The organism is Neptunicoccus cionae, assembly GCF_014643735.1.
Classification (GTDB): Bacteria; Pseudomonadota; Alphaproteobacteria; order Rhodobacterales; family Rhodobacteraceae; genus Amylibacter; species Amylibacter cionae.
Map to the genome: position 1 here is coordinate 84,686 of NZ_BMKA01000005.1, position 22,317 is coordinate 107,002.

Consider the following 22,317-nt stretch of genomic DNA (forward strand, 5'->3'; position numbering starts at 1 on the left):
ATTGAACAATCGTTCAATATAAGGCAAGATATTTTTCAGAGAGGTGCCGAAGTGGATGAAACCAAAAGAAAAAGAGCACCGTCAAAACGGTCTCTGGAAACCCGAAAGCGGATTTTCGACAGTGCAGAACATCTGTTCGCAGAGCGGGGATTCGACGGGGCCTCGATCCGTGACATCGCAAAGGCGGCGGCGGTGCAAACAGCGCTGGTGAACCATCACGGTGGGGCAAAGGCCGATTTCTTCGCAGCGATCATTGCCCGCCGCGCGGACCCATTGGCGGAACGGCGAATTGGCGAATTGACCCGCCTGCGGCCTCTCCTGCCCGACCTGTCCCCACATGATGCTGTGCTGGCGATCTTACACGGTTTTATTGATCCGTTTCTCGAACTCGCCCGCGATGATGAGGGATGGCGCAACTACGCCCGCCTTGTGGCGCAGGTGTCGTCGGATCAACGCTGGGCGCCGCTCGCTGCGCAGTATTTTGACCCGACCGCGCAGCAATTCCTTGCCGCCCTGATCCAGCGCTTTCCAACAGCGCCCCCTGCTGCGGTGGCGCAGGGGTTTGTTTTCACCATCTCTGCCGTGCTCGGCCTTGTTACATCGCGCTGGCGGATTACTGCACTGGCCAACGATGCCCCGACAGCACAGGATGCGGAACTGGCGGACGGCCTGTTTGACTATGCCGGTGCGGGGTTTATCGCCCTGCTGGCGCAAGATTAACCCAGCATTAACATCTGACCCTTATGACTGGGCTTTCAGAATACGTTGCAACACATCAGTTGCCTGCTGACCCTTCAGGCTCTGCTGCCAGATCCGTTCGGCCACCGACTGGTGCAGCTTTACGGATTCTTCTGCCGCTGTGATCGTCGCCACCCCGATCCGCACGTTGGCCGAAGCGCCAAGCCGGAACGGGCTTGTGGCTACCTGTGCGCTGGTGCCTTTGCGCAGGATTTGAAAGATCGTGCTGGGCATGGAATCCTGAACGATCCCGATCTGCATCCCGATGGGTTGCTCCTCGATCAGGGACTGGATGTTACGGATTTCTGCGCGGGCCAGTTCGTAACGCTCCGGCGGCACTGGCTGGCCGCTGTGCAGGTTCCCCACAAACCCCGAGGATAGGAACTGCTCCAGTTCGGAGGCAGACAACAACCCGATCAGGTTTGGCTTACGCGCCCGAAACTGTTCTTTGCGCCGCAACAGGATTTCGGTCAGTTGCGCGATAGAGGATTCCAGCCCGTCGCGGTTCGCAGCATTCTCCGGCACACTCTCGCGCAGGACTTGGGGTAACATCTCGTCATAAGCATCCGTGGTCAGCAGGTAAGGCACCGGCCCGAAAAGCACCGTGATCTGATCCGCTTCGGATTCAATCTGGCGCAAACGCTCAAAGAACGTGACCGCGGAAGGGATATTTTCCGATCCAACCCCGAACAGCGAGGCAAGCGAAACATCCAGAAGATCTGCAATTTTCCCTAGCGCATCGACGCGGATCGGCTGGCCCGATTCATACCTGTAAATCGCTGCACGAGAGATTCCTGTCGCTGCGGCAACCTCCTCTGGCGTAAGCCCGGCGCCCAGTCTATAGGACTTCAACCGTCTGCCAATGTCCGAGATCATTTGATATTGAGATGTCATGTTCTGGGCTTTTCCACGCTAGGTTCATCGGGTTTAGTCCAGATTTTGCCATCTGTGTAGACAAAATTCAGAAAATTCTCAAATTTGAGAATTGTCTTGACTTTGATACATTGCTGCGGTCCTTTAGCAAGAATTAACAGTGGAGAACACAATGACGTTTAAAACAAATCTCACCCGCCGCGCTTTGGGGGCGCTTGCTTTGGGGGCGCTGGCCCTATCCGCCGCACCCGTCGCTGCACAAGACTTCACCGCGCGGATTGGCCATCTGGAATCAACCCAGCAAAGCCGCCATGTGCATCTGGAAAAAGTTGCTGAACTGGTTAAGGAACGCACCAACGGTGCCGTTGAATTCCAGATTTTCCCGCAGGCCCAACTGGGCAACCAGCGCCAAATGACTGAAGGTGTGCAGCTTGGCACGCTGGAAGCAACTGTTGCACCGGCGGCGTTTCTGGGCGGGTTCAACCCTGCCGTTTCCGTTCTGGACATTCCTTACCTGATGCCAGCCGATCCTGCCGCCGCACAAGCCTTGCGCGAAGGTCCCTTCGGCGATGCGCTGCTGGCGTCCTTTGACAAACGCGGCGTAGTGGGCGTTGCCTGGTGGCCCAACGGCATGAAGAACTTCACCTCCAACGCGCCACTGGATGACATTGCGGCCTTTGCAGACCAGAAGTTCCGCGTGATGGATTCCAACATCCTGATCGAACAGTTCAACGCCCTTGGCGCATCGGCCATCGCACTGCCCTTTGGCGAGCTGTATACATCCCTGCAAACCGGCGTTGTTGACGGGCAGGAAAACCCGCTCGACACCATCCAGCGCATGAAGTTCTTCGAAGTGCAGGACTATCTTGTTGTGTCCGAGCACGGCGCGATGGAAGACATGGTATTGTTCAACCCGATGTGGTGGAACAGCCTGCCAGATGAATACAAAACCGTTATTCAGGACACATTCAACGAAGTCGTCCCCGCCCTGACAGAGCACAAAGCCGCTGCCGTGGCAGAGGCCCTGAAAGTGATCGGCGAAAGCGACATCAACATCCGCGAAGCATCCGCAGAAGAGCGCACAGCCTTTGCCGAAAAAATGACACCGCCAGCCACTGCCGCCTATATCAAGCGCGCAGGCGATGAGGGCGAAGCCCTTATCGAAACCTACAACGCCAACAAGTAAGCGTTAATCAATCCGGTCGGGTCCGCCACTGGTGGGCCCGATCACGCTATCCCCCGTGATCCGCCTTGCCGGTTGCAGCCAGAGGACCGAATTTGAAACTCCTTAACCTACTCAGACTTGTGGAAAGAACCTTCCTCGTCAGCGTCTTTCTCGCCATGGTCATTCTGTTTTTCGGTAATGTCATCGCGCGGGAGATCGGAGGCACATTTGCCAGCCGCTTTGCTTGGATCGAAGAGGCCGTGCGCTTTATGAACGTCTTTCTGGTGTTCATCGCTCTTGGCCTGACCCTTGAAAAAGGCCGCCATGTAGGGATTGATACCCTGCGCAACAAACTCTCCGGCACGCCCCGCATTGCCCTGTTGAAACTGATCGACGGCGTCGGGTTTTTCTTTGCCATTTACCTTGCATGGCTTGGCACCAGCCTTGTGGAATTTGTCCTGATGACCGGCCAGCGCAGCCCGACCCTGAACATCCCCATCGGCTGGGTCTATATGGCGCCGGTTACGGGCTTCGGCCTGCTGGCCCTGCGATTTGCCCTGTCGTTTTTCGGCGTCATCGACCGTTTTTCCGAAAACCAGCATGTGATCGAAGGGGATGAAGCATGATCCTGATTGTTATCGCGCTCGCCATCATCCTTCTGGTGCTCGGGTTTGAGATGTTTCTCGTGCTGGGTGTTCCTGCCCTTGCCACTAAGGAACTGTTCTATGGCAACCTGCCAGATCCGGCGGTTGTGCAGAAAATATTCGGCGGCGTGGATCATTCCACCCTGCTGGCGATCCCCTTCTTTATCTTTGCCGCCCATCTGATGGGGTCGGGCCAGATTGCCCGCAACCTCACCGGATTTGTGCGTGCCATGATCGGCCACACCCGTGGCGGTATGGGGCACACTGTCATCGGCGGCTCTATGGCTTTCGGCTCGGTGTCCGGCTCTGCCCCTGCGACGGTGGCGGCTATGGGCAAGATGGTCTACCCCGAGATGCGCAAGAACGGGTTTTCCGAAAAATTCAGCCTTGGCCTGTTGGTGGCGAGTGCGGAAACAGCCCTGCTGATCCCACCTTCGATCACCTTTATCATCTACGGCTGGATGACCGGCACCTCTATCGCGCGGTTGTTTGCGGGCGGTTTGGCTGTTGGTGTGTTTCTGGGTTTGGCCTTTGCCATCATGGTCTGGATCGAAGCCAAGCGCAGAGGCATTGAACCGGACGCGAGATCCTCTTGGGGGCAGCGGTATCAGGCGTTGAAAGACTCCGCTTGGGCGCTGGGGATGCCGGTCATTATCCTTGGCGGTATCTATTCCGGCACGATCACCCCGACCGAGGCCGCAGCCGTCAGCGTGGTCTACGCGATCTTTGTGGAAATGGTCATCTACCGGAATTTCGGCTTCAAGGACCTGTTCCGCATCACCGAACAAAGCGCGATTTCCACCTGTGTGATCTTTATCCTTCTGGCGATGGGGGGGCTGATTTCCTTCTACGTCACACTGGCGCAGGTTCCGACACAGATCACCGATTTCCTGACGGCGATTGACGCGGGTCCAATCCAGTTCCTGCTGGCGGTTAACATCTGTTTTCTGATTGCGGGGATGTTCATTGACCCGAACTCTGCCCTGCTGATCCTTGTGCCACCGCTGTTTCCTGTGGCCATGGCGCTGGGGGTTGATCCGGTCCATTTCGGAATGATCGTCACGCTGAACATCAGTCTTGGCATGATCACTCCGCCCTTTGGTCTGGATATATTCGTGGCCTCCTCCACCCTGCAAAAACCGGTACTAAGCATCATTAAGGGGGTCTGGCCATTCGTCTTTGTGAACATCCTTGTCCTGCTGGTGATCACTTACGTACCGCAAATCTCACTTTTCATCCCGAAGATGCTCTTCGGCTAAGAAAGGCAAAATATGTCACTGATACAAAGGCATAGCGCCGGAGAGGGTTCTCCGGCGAACGGGACAACTCATGAAGTTGAAACCACTGTAAAGTCGAACACACCCGTGAATGGCGAGTACCGTCTGCTGACGCTCGACGCGCCGCAATCGGTTCTGGATTGCAAACCGGGTCAGTTTTTTCACATCCTCTGCCCTGTCACCATGGCAGAGCAACCCTACCTGCGCCGCCCGATGAGCATCTATGGCTATTCCGCGGAAAAGGGCGAATTGCAGTTCCTGTATAAAGTCACCGGCGAAGGCACACGGGCGCTGGCAACACTGACAAAGGGCGACAAGTTGAACGTGCTTGGTCCGCTGGGTGTGGGGTTTACCATTCAGGACGACTGGCAGAACCTTTTGCTGCTGGCGCGGGGTGTCGGGCTGGCCACGCTTGCGCCGCTGGCACAGGAAGCGCAACGCCTGAACCGCAAGCTGGTGGCGATCTGCTCGGCGCGGAACGAAGACGTGCTGATGTCTATCGACCACTTCAAAGCCCTTGGCGCAGAGGTGATCACCGTGACCGATGCACAAGGCACCTCCGATCTGGAGAACCTGCGCGAGATCATCGAAAATCAAATCGCTGATCACGGCGTGGACGTTATGTATACCTGCGGATCGAACCGGATGCTGAAGCTGCTGCAAGAGATCGGCGCGAAACATGATATCCCCGGTGAAATCGCACTGGAACAGCAAATGGCCTGCGGGCTTGGCATGTGCCAATGCTGCGTGCGCTCCTTCAATCGCAACGGCACAATCACGCAAGAACGGGTGTGCCGCGAAGGCCCCGTTTTTGGCATAGAGGAGGCGATGGCATGGTAGACCTGACGACCAAAATCGGCAGCCTGACACTGGCAAACCCGATCATGCCGGCCTCTGGCACGTTTTCCGAAGACCTGTCCGAAGTGCTGGACCTGCACCAGTTGGGCGCCCATGTGACCAAGACAATTACCGCGGAAAAGCGGGGCGGCAACCCCACGCCTCGGGTCTGCGAGGTACGCGGGTCCATGCTGAATTCGATCGGCATCCCATCAAAAGGCGTGCAGCATTTCATCGAAAACACAATCCCGTTCTACAACGCCTATGACGTGCCTTTGGTGGTCAGCATCTCGGCTAATTCCGCCGATGAATTCGCCCGTATTTGTGAACAGGTTTCCGTTCCCGGCGTGGCCGCGATTGAGGTGAATATATCCTGCCCGAACATCGAAGAAGACGGCAAGGCCTTTGCCATGCGCCCCTCCACTACCACCGCCGTGATGGAAAAGCTGCGCAGCGCCTCTGACCTGCCGCTTTGGGCAAAGCTAAGCCCCAACACAGGAGAAACTATCGAAGTCGCCCTTGCCGCAGAAGAGGCTGGCGCGGATGCGTTGGTGGTGGCGAATACGCTGCTGTCTATGGCGATTGACATCCACACCCGCAAACCGAAATTGGGCAATCTGATGGGTGGCTTGTCCGGCCCGTCCCTGAAACCTATTGCCCTGCGCATGGCCTATCAATGTGCCAAATCGGTTCAAATCCCGGTGATCGGCTGCGGCGGCATTTCCACCGTAGAAGACATCGTTGAATACCTGATTGCAGGGGCCACAGCCGTGCAGGTCGGCACCGCAACCTTTATCAATCCCAACATTATGGTGACTCTGCTGGGGCAGTTGGAATCCTATCTGGAAACGCAAAACATCGCCAGCCTCAGCGATCTGGTCGGCTCGGTTCGCGATGAAGATGCAGCGGATTCAGTCGTGTTCATGGAGACCGCACCATGAGCACAGCGCCCTTTACAGTTGATCCGGACGAACTGCGCCTCGCCACGCGGTGGTTCGACGACATCTACAACATGAGCCGCGACCGCCTTGGAGTATCCCGTCCGGCGTATTCCGCCAAAGAAACCGAGGTTCTGGAATTTCTGGCCGAACTATGCCGCGCAGAGGGGCTGGCTGTGGAAACCGATGCGGGGCAGAACCTGTTGTTTTCCCTACCCGAAGATGCGGACGCCGAAAAATTCGTGATTGTAGGCTCCCATGTCGATTCTGTGCCGATGGGTGGAAACTATGACGGTATGGCAGGCGTTCTGGCCGGTTTGATGTGCCTGTTCCGCGCCCGCAAAAACGGCACCCGTTTTGCCAGACCAGTAAAGGTTCTGGCCATGCGGGGTGAAGAAAGCGCGTGGTTTGGTCCCTGCTATATCGCCTCCAAGGCACTAATGGGCACCCTTGACAGCGACGAACTGGCCTCTGCCCACAAAGGCGACGGCCGCAGCCTTGCGGATCATATGGGGGATGTAGGAATTGACATGGCGCAGGTTTCCAACGGCCAGCCTCTCATGGATAAATCCGACATTCTGGAATATATCGAACTGCATATCGAACAGGGGCCGTTGCTGATCGGCAAGGAGCAACCAGCGGCTGTTGTTTCGGGCATTCGCGGTAATTTCCGGCACAAACAGGTTCGCTGTATCGGGGAGGCGGGCCATTCCGGTGCCGTGCCCCGCGCGTTTCGCAAAGACCCTGTGCTGGCGATGGCGGACCTGTTATCCCGACTGGACGAAAGCTGGCTGACCATCGTTCAAAAGGGCGATGATCTGGTGCTGACCTCTGGCGTGGTCGGGACCGATCCTGAACGCCACGCCATGTCCCGCATTGCCGATGAAATCCGCTTCTCGCTGGATGTGCGCAGCCAGAACAGCGAGGTTCTTGCGGCCATGACCCAGCTTTTGCGCGAAGAAATGGACAAGATCGCAAGGGAACGCGGCGTCCGTTTTGATCTTGGCGATGTGAATAACACGCCCCCTGCCCTGATGACGCCGGAACTGGTGGCGCAGCTGGAACAGGCCATGGGCCGCCTTGGTATGGAACCCACCACAATGGCGTCAGGCGGCGGTCATGATGCGGCGGTGTTTTCCAATGCCGGTGTTCCTGCTGCGATGGTTTTTGTGCGCAACCAGAACGGCTCTCATAATCCGGACGAAGCGATGGAGATCGAGGATTTTCTTGCTGGTGTCTCGATCATTTATGAGTATCTGGTTAGAACTGCGCCATGTTGAAACCGCGCCCTGTCACACCGCACCCCACTGCAAAGGATCACAGATGAGCAGCCATTTCCCACCCCGCGAGGTGATGAGCGAAACCACCGCGAATATGCTGCTGGAAATCGACGCAGTGCATTTCAACGCGGAGAAACCTTTCACCTTCACCTCCGGCATCGCCAGCCCCGTTTACATCGACTGTCGCAAGATCATCGCCTATCCGCGCCTGCGCGATATGGTGACAGCGTTTTCCGTGTCGTTGATCCTGCGGGACGTAGGGTTTGAACAATTCGACGCGGTTGCAGGTGGTGAAACCGCTGGCATCCCCTTTGCCGCATGGATCGCCAAGGAAATGGGCCTGCCGATGCATTACGTGCGCAAAAAGCCCAAGGGCTTTGGGCGGGCTGCCCAGATTGAAGGCGACATTCAGGAAGAACAACGGGTGCTTCTGGTGGAGGATCTGACAACGGACGGCGGCAGCAAAATCAACTTTTGCAATGCCTTGCGCCGTGCGGGTGCCAAAGCCGATCACGCCATCGTCGTGTTTTACTATGACATCTTCCAGCAAACCCGCGACAGGCTGGACGCGGACGGCATCACGCTGCATTCCCTTGCCACATGGTGGGATGTTCTGTCCGCCAGCAAGAAGCAAAACCGCTTTGACACCAAAACACTCACCGAAGTAGAGGGGTTCTTGAACGCGCCTCTCGACTGGTCCGCCAGACACGGCGGCATTTCCCATCTTACACTTTAAGGAGCACGCTATGATGTTTGATCAAATTCTGGAAACCCTGCGCGACAATGGCAAAAGCGGCGCGGCTTACACAAAAACCATCGCACTGGCCGAACAGGCGATGAAAGACGACGCGGAGCGCGCGGTCGCCTATGGATTGCTGTGCGAACTGGGCGAGCGGTTTCTTGAGTCCACGGGCCGTTTGCCTGTCACCTCGGTACAGATCGACAAAGCCTTTGAGGAATTTTCCAAAGCCACTAACGATTTGAAAGCCGCCTATGACAAAGGTGATGCGGGTGAAACGCTACAGACCGTTAACGCTATTGCCACGCTCAGCCGCACGCCGCTGGACCTGTCGGCGTAAGTGGACCCGACCCTTTCATCCGGCAGAATCCCTTGCCGGATGAAAGAAAACAGAGACTGTTCGCGCCCATTTCAGATCGCTGATTTTCTAAGCAGATAGACTACACTCTGATTAAATTCTAAACACATGCCTGTTTTTAGGGCAGGAAAAACAACCCTCCTCTGCCCCTGCGCCTCACGCTGTGGTCGTGCTGTTTTCGAACCGTCAAAGCACACCGCACCCGCGTGAGGATACCCTATCAACAGCCCCGCCCCCATAGATTTGCAGACTGACCGTCCTGCCCAGCCCCGCGCTGTCGGCGCTGCGAAGCTTGGCTTGCGCGCCGATCCGTCGGGACGTACAGGCATAACCGATCTCCGCCAGTCCGGCGCGCTTAAGCTGGTGTTTCCCCGACAGTTAACGAACAGCGCCGAGACCATTTTAGTGAACACCGCTGGCGGGATTACGGGTGGCGACCGGTACGATCTGGATATTGATGTCGGGGCTGGTGCTGCGCTTAGCCTGACCACCCAAGCGGCAGAGCGTGCCTACCGCGCCCAGCGCGGGGAAACTGGCAAGGTCACAACCCGCATCACGGTACAATCCGGTGCGCAAATGAACTGGCTGCCCCAAGAGCTGATCCTGTTTGAACGCTGCGCATTGAACCGGCGTTTGTCTATTGATCTGCAAGGTGATGCCCGTCTGTTAATGGTAGAGCCTGTCGTTTTCGGCCGCGCTGCGATGAAAGAGGTTCTGCGCGACATTCACTTATACGACCGTATCTCGATCACGCGGGACGGTCGCCCGCTCTATCTTGACGCCATGAAAATCAGCGGTGACGCGGCGGCCCGTCTGGCCCGTTCTGCGATTGCCAATGGTGCGGGTGCGATGGCGAGCGTTCTTTGTGTGACACCCGAAATTGCCGCCAACCTTTCCGCCGTGCGCGAGATGCTTCCCGCAACGGCCGGTGCCAGCCTGATCGCACCCGATACGCTGGTGATCCGCCAGCTTGCACAAGACAGTTATATGCTGCGTCGCAGCCTGATGCCCCTGCTGGAGCACCTATCCCAATCCCCATTGCCCGCATCTTGGAGGCTGTAGCCCATGCAACTCACCCCCCGTGAAAAAGAGAAACTTCTCATCGCGCTCGCTGCTGAAGTGGCGCGCAAGCGGCTGGCCCGTGGCGTCAAGCTGAACCATCCAGAGGCTATTGCCATGATCACGGATGCAGTGGTCGAAGGCGCACGGGACGGACGCTCTGTCGCCGACATGATGGAGGCGGGCGGCAAGGTTGTCACGCGGGCCGATTGTATGGAAGGCATCCCCGAAATGATCCCCGAAGTGCAGGTCGAAGCCACCTTCCCCGATGGCACCAAGCTTGTCACCGTTCACAACCCGATCAGATAGGAGCCACCCATGATCCCCGGAGAACTCTTTCCCGCTGAAGGCACGTTAACCCTGAACGCCGACGCAATGGCCGTGACGCTGATGGTGGCAAATACCGGCGACCGGCCGGTGCAGGTGGGCAGCCACTATCATTTTGCCGAAACCAACCCCGCGCTGGAGTTCGACCGCGCAAAGGCCCGTGGCTTGCGGCTGGATATAGCCGCCGGAACAGCAGTGCGGTTCGAGCCGGGCCAGCGCCGCGAAGTGCAGTTGATCCCGCTTGGCGGCGATCGCAAGGTTTACGGCTTCAATCAACACGTTATGGGGGCGCTATAAATGCCTGTAGAAATTTCCCGCGCGCAATATGCGGCAATGTATGGTCCTACCACCGGGGATAAACTGCGGCTGGCTGATACCGATCTGATTATCGAGGTGGAACGGGATCTCACCACCTACGGCGAGGAAGTAAAATTTGGCGGCGGCAAAGTCATCCGCGATGGTATGGGCCAATCCCAAGCCACCCGCGCGCAAGGGGCTGTAGACACAGTCATCACCAACGCGCTAATCGTGGATCATTCCGGAATTTATAAGGCGGATGTGGCGCTGAAAGACGGGCTGATCCACGCGATTGGCAAAGCCGGCAACCCTGACACCCAACCCGGCGTGGATATTATCGTAGGGCCCGGCACCGAGGTAATTGCGGGTGAAGGGCGTATCCTGACTGCGGGCGGTATGGACAGCCATATCCACTTTATCTGCCCCCAACAGATGGAGGACTCGCTGCATTCCGGTGTGACCACCTGTTTTGGCGGCGGCACTGGTCCAGCGCAAGGAACGCTCGCCACCACTTGCACGCCCGGTCCCTGGCACATCGGGCGGATGTTGCAATCTTTTGACGGGATCGCCATGAACATCGGCCTTGCAGGCAAGGGTAATGCCAGCCGCCCCGATGCGCTGGTTGAAATGGTCAAGGGCGGGGCTTGTGCCTTGAAGTTGCACGAAGATTGGGGCACCACACCTGCCGCCATTGATTGCTGCCTGTCTGTGGCGGATGACATGGACGTACAGGTGATGATCCATACCGATACCTTGAATGAATCGGGTTTCGTGGAACACACCGTCGGCGCGATCAAGGGGCGGACGATCCACGCTTTCCATACCGAAGGCGCTGGCGGCGGCCATGCTCCGGACATCATCAAGATTTGCGGCGATGCCAATGTGCTGCCGTCCTCTACCAATCCGACCCGTCCTTTCACCGTCAACACTTTGGAAGAGCATCTCGATATGCTGATGGTCTGTCATCATCTGGACAAATCCATCCCCGAGGACATCGCCTTTGCTGAAAGCCGCATCAGGCGGGAAACCATCGCGGCTGAAGATATTCTTCATGACATGGGCGCGTTCTCCATCATCGCATCTGACAGTCAGGCAATGGGTCGTGTCGGAGAAGTGTTGATCCGCACATGGCAAACGGCGGACAAGATGAAAAAGCAGCGGGGACGACTGGCCGAAGAGACCGGCGAGAACGACAATCTGCGGGTGCGCCGCTATATTGCGAAATACACGATAAATCCGGCGATTGCCCAAGGGGTCGGCCATGTGCTCGGCGATATTACTGTGGGCAAACGAGCGGATCTTGCCCTGTGGTCTCCGGCGTTTTTCGGGGTAAAGCCTGAAATGGTTCTGCTGGGCGGCAGCATCGCTGTGGCGCAAATGGGCGATCCAAATGCGTCGATCCCGACTCCCCAACCGGTTTATTCCCGTCCGATGTTTGCAAGTTACGGCGGCTCACTTGTTCACTCTTCGGTCAGCTTCATCTCTGGCGCGGCACAGTCCGATGGTCTGCGCGACCAGCTTGGTCTGTCAAAACAGACTGTCGCTGTCGAGAACACCCGCAACATTGGCAAAAAGGACATGGTGCTGAATGCGGCCCTTCCAGAAATCGAAGTCCATCCCGAAACCTACGAAGTGCGCGCGGACGGCGAACTTCTGACCTGTCAGCCCGCCGAGATTCTGCCGATGGCGCAACGCTATTTCATGTTTTAGGAGCTAACGATGGCTACGCTACCGATTGCACAAACACTTCACCGCGCGGGGGGGTGGTCCGGTCCGGCAGACAGCTGCGTTCTGGATTACACAGGCCGTTTCTTGCGGCGCAAACGTCTGACAACCGCCAGCGGCATTCCGTTTCTAGTGGACTTGCCCCAGACCACATCGCTGAACGATGGCGATGGGCTGGAACTGGAAAGCGGCGGAATGATCCGCATTACCGCAGCGAGTGAAGCCCTGTTTCAAATCACGGGCCCTGATCTGGTGCGCCTCGCGTGGCATGTGGGCAACCGGCACACGCCCTGTCAGATTGAAAGCGATCATCTGTTGATACAGAACGATCCGGTGATCGGGCATATGCTGGAACATCTCGGCGCAACGCTGAAGCAGGTGAACCGCCCCTTCACACCGGAAGGTGGTGCATACGGGCATGGGCGTACCCATTCCCATGCGCCCGGGGCGACCGCCCATTCTGCGGTTCATTTCGACACACACGCCCACTCCCATGAGCATTGAACAGGATGCGCTGACGCTGGCGCAGTGGCTGTCTCCCGCTTTCCCGATCGGGGCTTTTGCCTATTCTCACGGGCTGGAAGCGGCGATCCACAGCGGTCTGATCCAAACGGGTGACGATCTGCGCACCTGGCTGGAGGACACCGTGCAACACGGCAGCGGGCGCAATGACTGCATCCTGCTTCGCGCGGCCTATGTCTGCACCTCTCCCGCCGCCCTGTCAGAGGTAAATAACACCGGACTGGCCTTTGCCGCGAGCGCAGAGCGGCGCTTGGAGAGCACCCTTCAAGGCACCGCTTTTTGCAAAACCGCCACAGCCGTTTGGGGCGGGGATGCGGCCAGTCTGATCTATCCCGTAGCTGTCGGTGCGGCCGCTGCGCGACTGTCGCTGAATGTGGATTTGACGGCTGTTCTGTTTGTGCAATCCATGACAGGCAATCTGGTGTCTGCCGCCCAGCGCCTGATGTCGCTGGGCCAGACCGACGGGCAGGCAATCCTCGCCGCGCTCTTGCCCCTGTGTCAGGCAGTCGCCGCGGGCACCAAACACGCAGGTCTCGACGATCTGGAAAGCACCGCCTTTCTGTCGGACATCGCGGCCATGCAACATGAAACACTACAACCAAGGATTTTTCGCACATGACTGTTCTGAACGGCCCCCTTCGCGTGGGCATCGGCGGACCTGTGGGCGCTGGCAAGACCACACTGACAGCCGCACTGGCCCGTGCGCTTCACCCTGCTGTTTCGATCGGGGTGATCACCAACGACATCTACACACAGGAAGATGCCGAGGCTTTGATGCGGATGCAAGTGTTGCCGCAGGACCGGATTATCGGTGTGGAAACAGGCGGTTGCCCCCATACTGCAATTCGCGAGGATGCCTCTATCAATCTGGCTGCCATTGCGCAAATGCAACTGCGGCATGACGATCTGGAGGTGGTGCTGATCGAAAGCGGCGGCGACAATCTGTCGGCCACGTTCAGCCCCGAACTCGCCGATTTGACGCTCTATGTCATTGATGTTGCCGCTGGCGAAGAAATTCCCCGCAAAGGCGGTCCGGCGATCACCCGCTCGGACCTGCTGGTGATCAATAAGACCGATCTCGCCCCCCATGTTGGGGCCTCGCTTGAAGTGATGGAGCGGGATTGCATTAAGATGCGCGGCGAACGGCCTTTCGCCTTCTGTGCCCTACGCAACAATGAAGGCGTGGACGAGGTGCTGAACTTCATCATGCAATGCGGCGGATTGTGATGTAAAAAAGCGGCGGACAGGATCACCCGTCCGTCGCACTTTGTCTTAACCCCAGTTTAGAACAACTGCTGGTTTGTAGACTGCATGTTTAGTTCCTTACCCACAAATGTATCGGTTTCCACCGCTTCGGCCAGAACATGGGCCACATCCGCACGGGATGCATTGGCGCTGGCGTCTACATCAGAGCCAAGCACGACCTTTGCACTGCGCCCTTCATCCGTCAGCGCCACAGGGCGCAAGATTGCGTAGTTCATGCCGGACTGTTTCAAATGCTCATCCGCCGCGTGTTTTGCTTTAAGATAATGGGCCATCTCGCCTTGCGGGTTCTCTTGATCCGCCCCGATAGAGCTGAGCATGACGAAGCGTTCCACACCTTCCTGACGGGCTTGATCCATCAGGTTTTGCGCGCCTTCGCGGTCTACTTTGTCGGTCATTTCCGGACTGGAATCGCTGCCTGCACCGGCTGCGAATACAACTGCATCCATGCCGGAACAGCAGCCGGATTGCAGATCGGTCAGATCGCCCTGACGTAATTCCGCCCCTTCCGGCAGAACGCTGGTATCAGAGCTTTCCCGCACGAGCGCTGTCGGCTTATAGCCACGCTCGATCAAATTGCGCACCACTTGCCGACCGGTTTTGCCAGTTGCCCCTGCGACGAGAACATTTTTGTTAGCCATAGTAAATACTCCTTCTTTTTCTTGATGGGCTGTTCGCCCGGTTCGGTATCACCCGTGCGTTGCATCGGGTGGGTTGTGCGCATCAAGGCAGGTAAACTGCCTTGGCATTGACGAATTCTTTCATTCCAAAACCGCCGTGTTCGCGGCCATAGCCGGAATTCTTGACCCCGCCGAAGGGCATGTTCGGGTCGGCGGCCCCAAAGGAATTGATCCGCACCATGCCTGTGTCAAAATGTTCGCGGGCCAGCTTAAGCGCGTGATCTTCGTCCTTGCAGAAAATCCCACCGCCCAAACCGTAGCGGCTGTCGTTGGCAAGCTGCATCGCGTGATCATCATCCCTCGCGCGGATGATAGAGGCCACGGGACCGAAGATTTCGTCATCAAACGCCGGCATACCCTCTTTCAGATCGGCTAGCACGGTCGCGGGGTAATAGGCGCCGGTGCGATCCGGCACATCGCCACCACACAGTATTGACGCTCCACGAGATACGCTCTCTTCCACTTGTTCCTTGACGGTATTAAACTGGTCTTCGCTCGAAAGCGGGCCAAGCTGGGTGTTTTCGTCCGTCGGATCGCCCATCTTGATCGCTTTCATCTGGTCGACAAAGGCATCGACGAAGGCGTCGTAAACCTTGTCAGTCACAATGAATCGCTTGGCCGAAACACAGGTTTCCCCGTTGTTATAAAGCCGCCCCATGACCGAGAATTTGACCGCGGTTTCAATATCCGCGTCCTCTAGCACGAGGTAGGCATCGTTCGAGCCAAGCTCCAAAACGGTTTTCTTAAGGGATTTCGCCGCAACAGATCCGATATGACGGCCAGCGCTGTCACTGCCGGTCATGGTCACGCCGCGCACCTTGGGATGTTCGATCAGTTTATCAGAGGTGTCGTGATCAATCACGACCACCTGAAACAGATCCTCCGGCAACCCCGCTTCGACACAAAGCTCCCGCAGACGCAGACCCGAGCCGGTGCAAATGCTAGCGTGTTTCAGCACACACCCGTTACCGACCATTAGGTTCGCCGCCAAAACCCGCACCGGTTGGTAGAGCGGGAAGTTCCACGGCTGGATCGAATAGATCACGCCGATCGGTTGATAGGTCACGACGCCCTTCTTGCCACCACCATGGGTTCGTTCCTCATCGGCGAGCATATCGGGGCCGTTCTTCGCGGTATATTCAAAGATCGCCGCGCAAATCTCGACTTCGGTGTGACCGTCCTTTAGCAGCTTGCCAGTCTCTTTCGTCATCAACGCGGCAAGTTCGTCTGCGTTGTCCCGCAGCTTTTGTGCGATCTTCTCAAGATAGGGCGCGCGGTCTTTGTGGGACAGTTTGCGCCATTCCAGAAACGCGGTGTGGGAGGCTTCCAACCGATCCACCGCTTCGGACTCGCTCATTACGTCATAAGACTTGATGTCTTCGCCGGTCGCGGGATTCTTTGTGGTGATCTGCGTCATGGAATATTCCTTTCGATTTGAAGACCCAACAGGTGGGACGCTCGAAAGTTCCAGTCACAGGAAGAAAAGTGATCACGAAGACGTTAGTTCAGGCTGAAGCGCCTGTTGGGCCGCGGCTTAGCTGCTGTATTTTTCCCAGCACCCGTCGATCATATCGGCAATATCATTGGTTTCAAACGGCTTGGTGATCACCGCCTCGGCGCCTGCTGCCATCAGGCGATCGGTATTGCTCCGCTCGGCCTTGGCAGTCATGAAAATAGCCGGAATATCGTGAAGCCCGTCGATAGCCGCGATTCCTTTCCAAGTCTCTTCGCCATTCAACTCCGGCATCATAAAATCAAGCAACAACAACTGGGGTTTGAACGTGCGCGCAACTTCTATGGCATCTTTGCCAGAAGCACAGGATTTGATCTCGTATCCGCGTGCGATCTCTAGCGTGATCTGGACGATGAAGCGGATGTCTTCTTCGTCATCCACATGCAAAATTCTTTTAAGTTCAGTCATATCATTTCCTCAGGGCGCATCGGCCCCCTAAACGGCAGCATTCGTGGGCGATTTCTTAGGTAAATTCAACTTGTCGAATGTAATGGTGAACGTGGTGCCAGACCCCAGCACGCTGTCATAGCGGATAGAGCCGTCCATTTTCTCAAGTACAGCACGGGCAAGGAACAGGCCCAAACCGGTGCCTCCCGCCTTGCGTACATCGGTTGCGTCCAATTGGGAGAAGCTGGAAAACACCACCTCCTCCTGTCCTTCGGGGATACCTTCACCTTCATCGGTGACAGTCAATTCAACCTGATCACCGCGTTCGGCCAGGCCGATAAGGATGGTCGTGCCAGAGCTTGAAAACTTAACCGCGTTTGAGATCAATCCCGATAGGATCCGTTCCAACCGCTTCTTATCCGCAGTGATCGCCACCTCAGGTAGAGGGTCTTGCAGCTCCAGTTTACGGTCCTGGCTCTCAACCGCAGCAACATTTGCGTCATAAGTCGATTTTAGAACTGCAGGACAGAGCACCGTATCCATGTTGAGCAACAGCTCGTCCGCCTCAAGGCTTTGAACATCAAGAACGTCACCAACAAGTTGCGACAGGTTCACCGCATTTTTTCGTGCAATTTCCAACGTGCGTTTTTGATGGGGCGAGAGCTCTCCCATTGCGCCACTGTCGAGCAGCGCAATAGCACCGCTGACCGAGGTCAACGGTGTGCGCAGTTCATGGCTGATGGTGGACAGAAACCGCGATTTGGCAATCAACGCCGAGGTCGCTTTTTCTTTCTCTTCCTTAAGCGTTTCCATTTGCTCAAGGTTGTTCCGATAAAGCCTGATATAAACCAACGAGCTATCGATGATGAAAAATAGAACGAAGATAACTGTAAACATCTCCAACCAGATCGGCGACAACAGCGCGGCATCGGTTTCGACGATGTCTAAGATCGGGATTGCGAGGAAAGTGCCCGCGTAGATCACCAACCGCACGCCGATAAAGGCCAGAACCTGATGATTGTTCATCGCCGCGAAGAGGGCCGCAGCAAAAAGGAAAAACATCGGCGTAAAGTGGGTCGTGTGTCCCTCTTGCTTGGCGATCGTGAAGATAAAGTAACAGATGGCCGTAGCGTTCAGAACGGTGTTCAACAACAACCCGTAGTAATGGATTGCGACCCTTCTTAGGACGCCGGTTCGTTCGTCTTCCTGCACCCGTCGTGCGAGGTAGATGTCAAAAACTTCGGTGACTTGGATAAGGGCGAGACAGTAAACTGCAATCCATAAGTCGAAGTATATCGCCGCTAATATTGCAGTCGCCACAAATATTGTCTGGCGTTGCACAATTAATCCGGAAATACATCCGACATAGTCGACCAAGCGCCTTTGAACACGTCTCAAAGAGGCGGAATTAGTCGAAATCAGAATGTTGGCGTGATTTGTCAACTTGGGACGTTACCTGCTATTGTTGGGAAAGACGGGCCGGTTAGCACAGACTTTAGGTTCAGGTCATCATAAACCATCATTAGTATACACGGACTTTCCCACTTCCACAAAAATACGGTTCCGATGACACCGCTTCGATGGTGAGTGACATAAAAACACTACACCAGTCCAGTCACGCAAAATTTCAATAGAATGTGTTATCAATATGTCAGCACTTTGAAACAACTGCAGCAAGCTGGTAATACAATGTTATTTAAACATTTTATTAAATTCTTTTGTGGAGATTTTTACACTAATTAGCAGCAAATCGCCGTCTTGTCTTTAAGTTGCTTGCTATTTGATCGGTAAAAATCAACAATTTATTACAAATCTGCATGTTAACCCATGCTCTGCGATTCAATCTGTGGTATTCATTTGGTTAACGTCACCGCGTCTAAGAGAGAATACAGTGAAATCACTGCGTCACCCATTTTCGGTCAACTCCCAGTCGGTCGAACCGTCGAGCCTTTCGCCCCTGAACGAATTAACCGTCAGGCCAGAGGCACACGCCCTCCCCGTGCAACCACCGCGTGCCCCCCGCCCTGCAGCCGGATCCAATCGCGGCGCGATCCGGGTGAGCACGCTTTCAATGGCAAACATGCACAAATACGGTGAAATGTTCCACGACCTGCTACAGGTCAGGCGGCGCGTCTTTATCGAGAAACGCGGCTGGGAACTGCCCAGCGTAGACGGTTATGAATTTGACCAATACGACAATCCCTATAGCAGATGGCTGGTGCTGCACCGCTACGGTGAGATTCTCGCTGGTGTGCGCCTTACCCCGACGACGGCACAATGCGGGATTTACACTTATATGATTCGGGACGCGCAGCGGGGTTTGCTGGAAGACATTCCATCCGACCTGCTGATCTGTGAGGCCCCAGTCAGCCCCAAAGTCTGGGAAGCTTCGCGGATATTTGTGACGGATGATGTGCCTGCCCGTGACAGGCTGCTCGTGCGGACACAATTGCTGCAGGCCATCACAGACGCTGCCTATCGGGAAGGCGCGAAGTTCGTGATCGGGATCGTACCCTACCTGTGGAAACGCTGGAGCCGGCGACTGGATCTTGATTCCGGCGCATTCGGCCCCAAACGGGAAATTGCCGGTGAGGTGTGTCAGGTTGCCCTGCTCAAGACCAAACTGAATATCTCCAAGGGCAACTGACCGCCCGTCAGCCCGATGACCTATTTGATAGATCCGGCCTAACCATCCGGTTCTACGACCGCTTTACCGCGCGACACTGCGCACCAACTTTCCCCCTATTTTATACCGTTGCATAAAACGCCTATGCCAAGGCGTCTGAGACCTGTCCCTCTGCGTGCACCCTACCGCCGGATTACTGGCTAGGATGGTATCAGGAGGAACGGCAATCTTAAGTTAAATGCAGTCAAATCCCCGGATACAGGAACCGGGATCACAGCTCCTTACAACGGGAGGATAGGAAGAAATAACGAACCTAATATCTATTTAAGCACACACCGTACGAGGAAACGGCGCATCCGATGTTCGCGGATTACGCCGTTTCTTTGTGTGGTTTCTTTGCGTGTAGCTAACCGCCTTGGGTTGTGACAAGGCAATCAAACCTGCGCTTGGGTCAGGTCTGCGCGTAGATCGCATTAAGCGCGGTTTTGGTGCGATTCCATTCTTCCCGCGCCTTGGCTTGCAACGCCGCGGCGGCCTCTGCGTCGCCTTCCTTGCACGCTGTTTCAAGCCCTGTCAGGGTCTGGCGCAGCAAAGTGGCCCCGAAAATAGCGCAAGAACCGCTCAGCTTGTGAGTCGAGGACTGCAACGTTTCGCGGTCCTGCTCTAGCGTGTTGTTCAGGACGGCCCCGATCAGCAGATCACCTTCCTTTAGAAACGCCTGAACCTTGTCGATCATGGTTTCCGGTCCGAAGACCTCTCTCATCTTCATCAACTGGTCAGGACTTAACAGCGGTATGATGCCATTGGCGTTCGATGACATCGGTGTCTCGGTCTGTGGTGCTTCCACCGGATCGTCCTGTGAGATTTCACCAAGGATCGCGCGAAGCTTCTCGACCCGAATTGGCTTCAGCAAACAGCCCTCCATACCAGCCTTTTCAAACTCGGCAATCTCGGCAGGCATAGCATGGGCTGTAACCGCATAGATCGGCGTATTGCGGGACAATCCCTGAGAATTCTTGATCGTTGTGGTCGCCTTGATCCCGTTCATATTGGGCATGCTGATATCCATAAGGATCACGTCAAAGACATTCTTGCTGGCCACGTGGACCCCTTCAAAACCGTCCGTTGCGAAGGACACGATATGCCCGTCCCGTTCCAGCATCGCACCCAAAAGTTCGCGGTTGATCGGGTTATCTTCTACAACGAGGACTTTCAAACCTCCCGATACAGCGGGTTGCGCGGATGCGGTGGTCTCTTGCTTTTCGGGCAGGATTTCGTCCTGCACGGGCAGTGTAATTGTGAAACCAAAGATACTGCCTTCGCCAAGTATACTGTCAAAGTGCAATTCGCCGCCCATCGTTTCCACAAGGCGCCGCACGATCCCTAGCCCGAGACCCGTTCCTTTTGCCGTCCGCTCGTACGGGGATTCGGCGGTCACAAAATCATCGAACACGGTTTGCAGGCCTTCGGGCGAAATACCGATGCCCGTGTCGCTGACAGAGAAGTCGAGCTCTAGGTTACTGGCAGAAACCCAACGCGATGCAATGCCAAGCGTGACCTGTCCACTGGCGGTGAATTTGATCGCATTGCTCAGCAGATTGGTCAGAACCTGTTCGATCAGGCGCTGTTCACCAAGGACGAACGCTTCTTCGCCCTCAACCTCCAAAAGCAAACTGGTGTTTTGTTCATCCGCAAGCGGGCGCATCACATCAAGCAGGTCTTCGGCAACCTCCCGCGCCGAGAAAACCTGTTCCGCCGATTTGGTTTCGCCGGAATCCAGCCGCTCTATTGTTAGAACATCATTGATGTGGTTCAGCAGCACATTACTGGAGTGATCGGCTAAATTGACGAAACGCTCCTGACGCTCGCTCAGCGGGTCATCGCGAAGCAGATGCAGCGAAGAGATGATGCCATTGAGTGGCGTGCGCATTTCATGGCTCATCACCGCTAGGAAGCGTGATTTTTCCTTGTAAGCTTCCAACGCCTGATCGCGGGCCGCGTGCAAATCTTCTTTGTTTTGCTTTTCTTCGGTAATGTCCCGGATGTAGGACACAAAGATACGTCCATCGGCGCTATGGGCTTCGGAGATTGACACCTCGACGGGGAATTCATGCCCATCCGCGTGAACCGCCACCAGTTCCAGACGCCCCTGATCCACAATGTTCGAGTTCTCCGGACTGGTGTAATTTGCCATACCCGCTTCATGGCCGCTGCGATAGCGTTCCGGCAGTATGGTGTCCGACAGGGAATGACCGATCACATCAGCGCGGTTCAGCCCGAAGACCTTTTCAGCCGAGCCGTTGAAGTCCGTGATCTTGCCTTGACCGTCAACCACGACAATGGCGTCCAAAGAGGCCCGCAGGATCGTTTGGTGAAACTTCCCGGCCTTACGGATTTCGGCGGATTGCATATTCAAACGTCGTCGTTGCACCCACAAAAAGATGAAAGCCCCGATCAGACTGATCATCACCAAGGTGGAAACCAGTGCGATGGTTTGCAGTATCCTTACGATCTCTTTGCGTTTGGCATCAGAACGCGCTGATTTCAGCTCGACGCCGCCAACAGACAGTTCACGCGGCGCAAAGGCGATTTCCTGCATCCTCGCAACGAAATCGGGCATGCTAGCAACAAGCAAGCTGTCCGGCCCGTCCACAAGAACAACCATGTTACGGTTAAACTTAAGAAGCATCTCATGCAGGTGGTGTAGCTGCGGATCTTGGTGGATCTCCATCGCATCCGTGCTGGTGCTGACCAGTTCGATGCGGCTGTAGTGTATGTCAAACCACTTGCGGAATTCCGGCAGCGCAGGCTCCCCCTCCAGCAGGACATTGTCCGCAGCAATCCGCAGCTTTAAAAATGCCACCTCAATCTGTGACAGATTCCACTGCGCATTGTCTTCCGGCACCTCGCGCAATTCATCAATTTTGGAAGAAAGCTGCGCACTCAGCAGGACGACCAGGGCGATACCCCCAATAAGGAGGAGGGCCCATGCCAGACGAAAAACGAACTGCGGTCTTGTTCTGGCCCCTGTCGCCTTGGCAACGCTGGTCCTGCTTAAGTACTTCATTG

At 56.0% G+C, this 22,317-nt stretch carries 23 protein-coding genes; 17 read left to right on the top strand and 6 right to left on the bottom strand.

Annotated features, from left to right (window positions below; genetic code table 11):
- Positions 1 to 51: 51 nt before the first annotated feature.
- Positions 52 to 720 (top strand): TetR/AcrR family transcriptional regulator, encoded by a 669-nt coding sequence (locus IEX10_RS15985; protein WP_229678595.1) that lies wholly within the window; start codon positions 52 to 54, stop codon positions 718 to 720.
- Positions 721 to 741: 21 nt separating this feature from the next.
- On the opposite strand, the gene IEX10_RS15990 is transcribed toward IEX10_RS15985, so the two are convergent.
- Complete coding sequence (locus IEX10_RS15990) at positions 742 to 1,632, bottom strand: helix-turn-helix domain-containing protein (RefSeq protein ID WP_188677612.1); 891 nt, start codon at positions 1,630 to 1,632, stop codon at positions 742 to 744.
- A 151-nt stretch (positions 1,633 to 1,783) separates the two neighbouring features.
- On the opposite strand from IEX10_RS15990, the gene IEX10_RS15995 reads away from it, so the two are divergent.
- The 15 genes from IEX10_RS15995 to ureG all read left to right on the top strand — a co-directional run bounded on the left by IEX10_RS15995 (position 1,784) and on the right by ureG (position 14,006).
- Positions 1,784 to 2,797, top strand: coding sequence for a TRAP transporter substrate-binding protein (locus tag IEX10_RS15995; protein ID WP_188677617.1), 1,014 nt, complete (start codon positions 1,784 to 1,786; stop codon positions 2,795 to 2,797).
- Positions 2,798 to 2,889: 92 nt separating this feature from the next.
- Positions 2,890 to 3,402: a TRAP transporter small permease gene (locus tag IEX10_RS16000; RefSeq protein WP_188677620.1), complete on the top strand. Its 513-nt coding sequence runs from the start codon at positions 2,890 to 2,892 to the stop codon at positions 3,400 to 3,402.
- A complete protein-coding gene (locus IEX10_RS16005; protein WP_188677623.1) occupies positions 3,399 to 4,679 on the top strand; it encodes a TRAP transporter large permease in 1,281 nt (426 codons plus the stop codon). The genes IEX10_RS16000 and IEX10_RS16005 overlap by 4 nt, the downstream gene beginning before the upstream one ends.
- A gap of 12 nt (positions 4,680 to 4,691) precedes the next feature.
- The gene (locus IEX10_RS16010) at positions 4,692 to 5,537 is read left to right on the top strand and encodes a dihydroorotate dehydrogenase electron transfer subunit (protein WP_188677625.1); all 846 of its coding nucleotides are present in this window, start codon (positions 4,692 to 4,694) and stop codon (positions 5,535 to 5,537) included.
- On the top strand, positions 5,531 to 6,475 hold the full coding sequence (locus IEX10_RS16015) for a dihydroorotate dehydrogenase (protein WP_188677633.1): 945 nt from the start codon (positions 5,531 to 5,533) through the stop codon (positions 6,473 to 6,475). The genes IEX10_RS16010 and IEX10_RS16015 overlap by 7 nt, the downstream gene beginning before the upstream one ends.
- Positions 6,472 to 7,752: a Zn-dependent hydrolase gene (locus tag IEX10_RS16020; protein ID WP_188677635.1), complete on the top strand. Its 1,281-nt coding sequence runs from the start codon at positions 6,472 to 6,474 to the stop codon at positions 7,750 to 7,752. The genes IEX10_RS16015 and IEX10_RS16020 overlap by 4 nt, the downstream gene beginning before the upstream one ends.
- Before the next feature lie 43 nt (positions 7,753 to 7,795).
- On the top strand, positions 7,796 to 8,488 hold the full coding sequence (locus IEX10_RS16025) for an orotate phosphoribosyltransferase (protein WP_188677636.1): 693 nt from the start codon (positions 7,796 to 7,798) through the stop codon (positions 8,486 to 8,488).
- A gap of 10 nt (positions 8,489 to 8,498) precedes the next feature.
- Positions 8,499 to 8,831: a hypothetical protein gene (locus tag IEX10_RS16030; protein WP_188677638.1), complete on the top strand. Its 333-nt coding sequence runs from the start codon at positions 8,499 to 8,501 to the stop codon at positions 8,829 to 8,831.
- 261 nt (positions 8,832 to 9,092) lie between these two features.
- Positions 9,093 to 9,911, top strand: coding sequence for an urease accessory protein UreD (locus tag IEX10_RS16035; protein ID WP_188677648.1), 819 nt, complete (start codon positions 9,093 to 9,095; stop codon positions 9,909 to 9,911).
- A gap of 3 nt (positions 9,912 to 9,914) precedes the next feature.
- On the top strand, positions 9,915 to 10,217 hold the full coding sequence (locus IEX10_RS16040; protein ID WP_188677651.1) for an urease subunit gamma: 303 nt from the start codon (positions 9,915 to 9,917) through the stop codon (positions 10,215 to 10,217).
- 9 nt (positions 10,218 to 10,226) lie between these two features.
- Positions 10,227 to 10,532, top strand: a complete 306-nt coding sequence (locus IEX10_RS16045; protein ID WP_188677658.1) for an urease subunit beta — start codon at positions 10,227 to 10,229, stop codon at positions 10,530 to 10,532.
- Complete coding sequence (gene ureC / locus IEX10_RS16050; RefSeq protein WP_188677660.1) at positions 10,533 to 12,242, top strand: urease subunit alpha; 1,710 nt, start codon at positions 10,533 to 10,535, stop codon at positions 12,240 to 12,242.
- Between the two features lie 9 nt (positions 12,243 to 12,251).
- A complete protein-coding gene (locus IEX10_RS16055) occupies positions 12,252 to 12,761 on the top strand; it encodes an urease accessory protein UreE (RefSeq protein WP_188677663.1) in 510 nt (169 codons plus the stop codon).
- Positions 12,751 to 13,398: an urease accessory protein UreF gene (locus IEX10_RS16060; protein WP_188677666.1), complete on the top strand. Its 648-nt coding sequence runs from the start codon at positions 12,751 to 12,753 to the stop codon at positions 13,396 to 13,398. The genes IEX10_RS16055 and IEX10_RS16060 overlap by 11 nt, the downstream gene beginning before the upstream one ends.
- Positions 13,395 to 14,006 carry an urease accessory protein UreG gene (gene ureG, locus IEX10_RS16065; RefSeq protein ID WP_188677668.1) on the top strand — a complete coding sequence of 204 codons (612 nt, stop codon included), beginning with the start codon at positions 13,395 to 13,397 and terminating at the stop codon, positions 14,004 to 14,006. The genes IEX10_RS16060 and ureG overlap by 4 nt, the downstream gene beginning before the upstream one ends.
- Positions 14,007 to 14,062: 56 nt before the next feature.
- Here ureG and IEX10_RS16070 read toward each other — a convergent pair whose 3' ends face one another.
- From IEX10_RS16070 to IEX10_RS16085, 4 genes are all read right to left on the bottom strand, one after another.
- The gene (locus IEX10_RS16070; RefSeq protein WP_188677671.1) at positions 14,063 to 14,683 is read right to left on the bottom strand and encodes an SDR family oxidoreductase; all 621 of its coding nucleotides are present in this window, start codon (positions 14,681 to 14,683) and stop codon (positions 14,063 to 14,065) included.
- 82 nt (positions 14,684 to 14,765) lie between these two features.
- Positions 14,766 to 16,139 carry an NAD-dependent succinate-semialdehyde dehydrogenase gene (locus IEX10_RS16075; protein ID WP_188677674.1) on the bottom strand — a complete coding sequence of 458 codons (1,374 nt, stop codon included), beginning with the start codon at positions 16,137 to 16,139 and terminating at the stop codon, positions 14,766 to 14,768.
- Between the two features lie 117 nt (positions 16,140 to 16,256).
- Positions 16,257 to 16,643, bottom strand: coding sequence for a response regulator (locus tag IEX10_RS16080; RefSeq protein WP_188677677.1), 387 nt, complete (start codon positions 16,641 to 16,643; stop codon positions 16,257 to 16,259).
- Positions 16,644 to 16,670: 27 nt separating this feature from the next.
- Positions 16,671 to 17,963, bottom strand: a complete 1,293-nt coding sequence (locus tag IEX10_RS16085; RefSeq protein ID WP_188677680.1) for a sensor histidine kinase — start codon at positions 17,961 to 17,963, stop codon at positions 16,671 to 16,673.
- Positions 17,964 to 18,678: 715 nt separating this feature from the next.
- Between IEX10_RS16085 and IEX10_RS16090 the strand changes: the two genes are divergently transcribed.
- Positions 18,679 to 19,269, top strand: a complete 591-nt coding sequence (locus tag IEX10_RS16090) for an acyl-homoserine-lactone synthase (protein WP_229678596.1) — start codon at positions 18,679 to 18,681, stop codon at positions 19,267 to 19,269.
- Positions 19,270 to 19,699: 430 nt separating this feature from the next.
- On the opposite strand, the gene IEX10_RS16095 is transcribed toward IEX10_RS16090, so the two are convergent.
- The gene (locus IEX10_RS16095; RefSeq protein ID WP_188677683.1) at positions 19,700 to 22,315 is read right to left on the bottom strand and encodes a response regulator; all 2,616 of its coding nucleotides are present in this window, start codon (positions 22,313 to 22,315) and stop codon (positions 19,700 to 19,702) included.
- Positions 22,316 to 22,317: the final 2 nt, after the last annotated feature.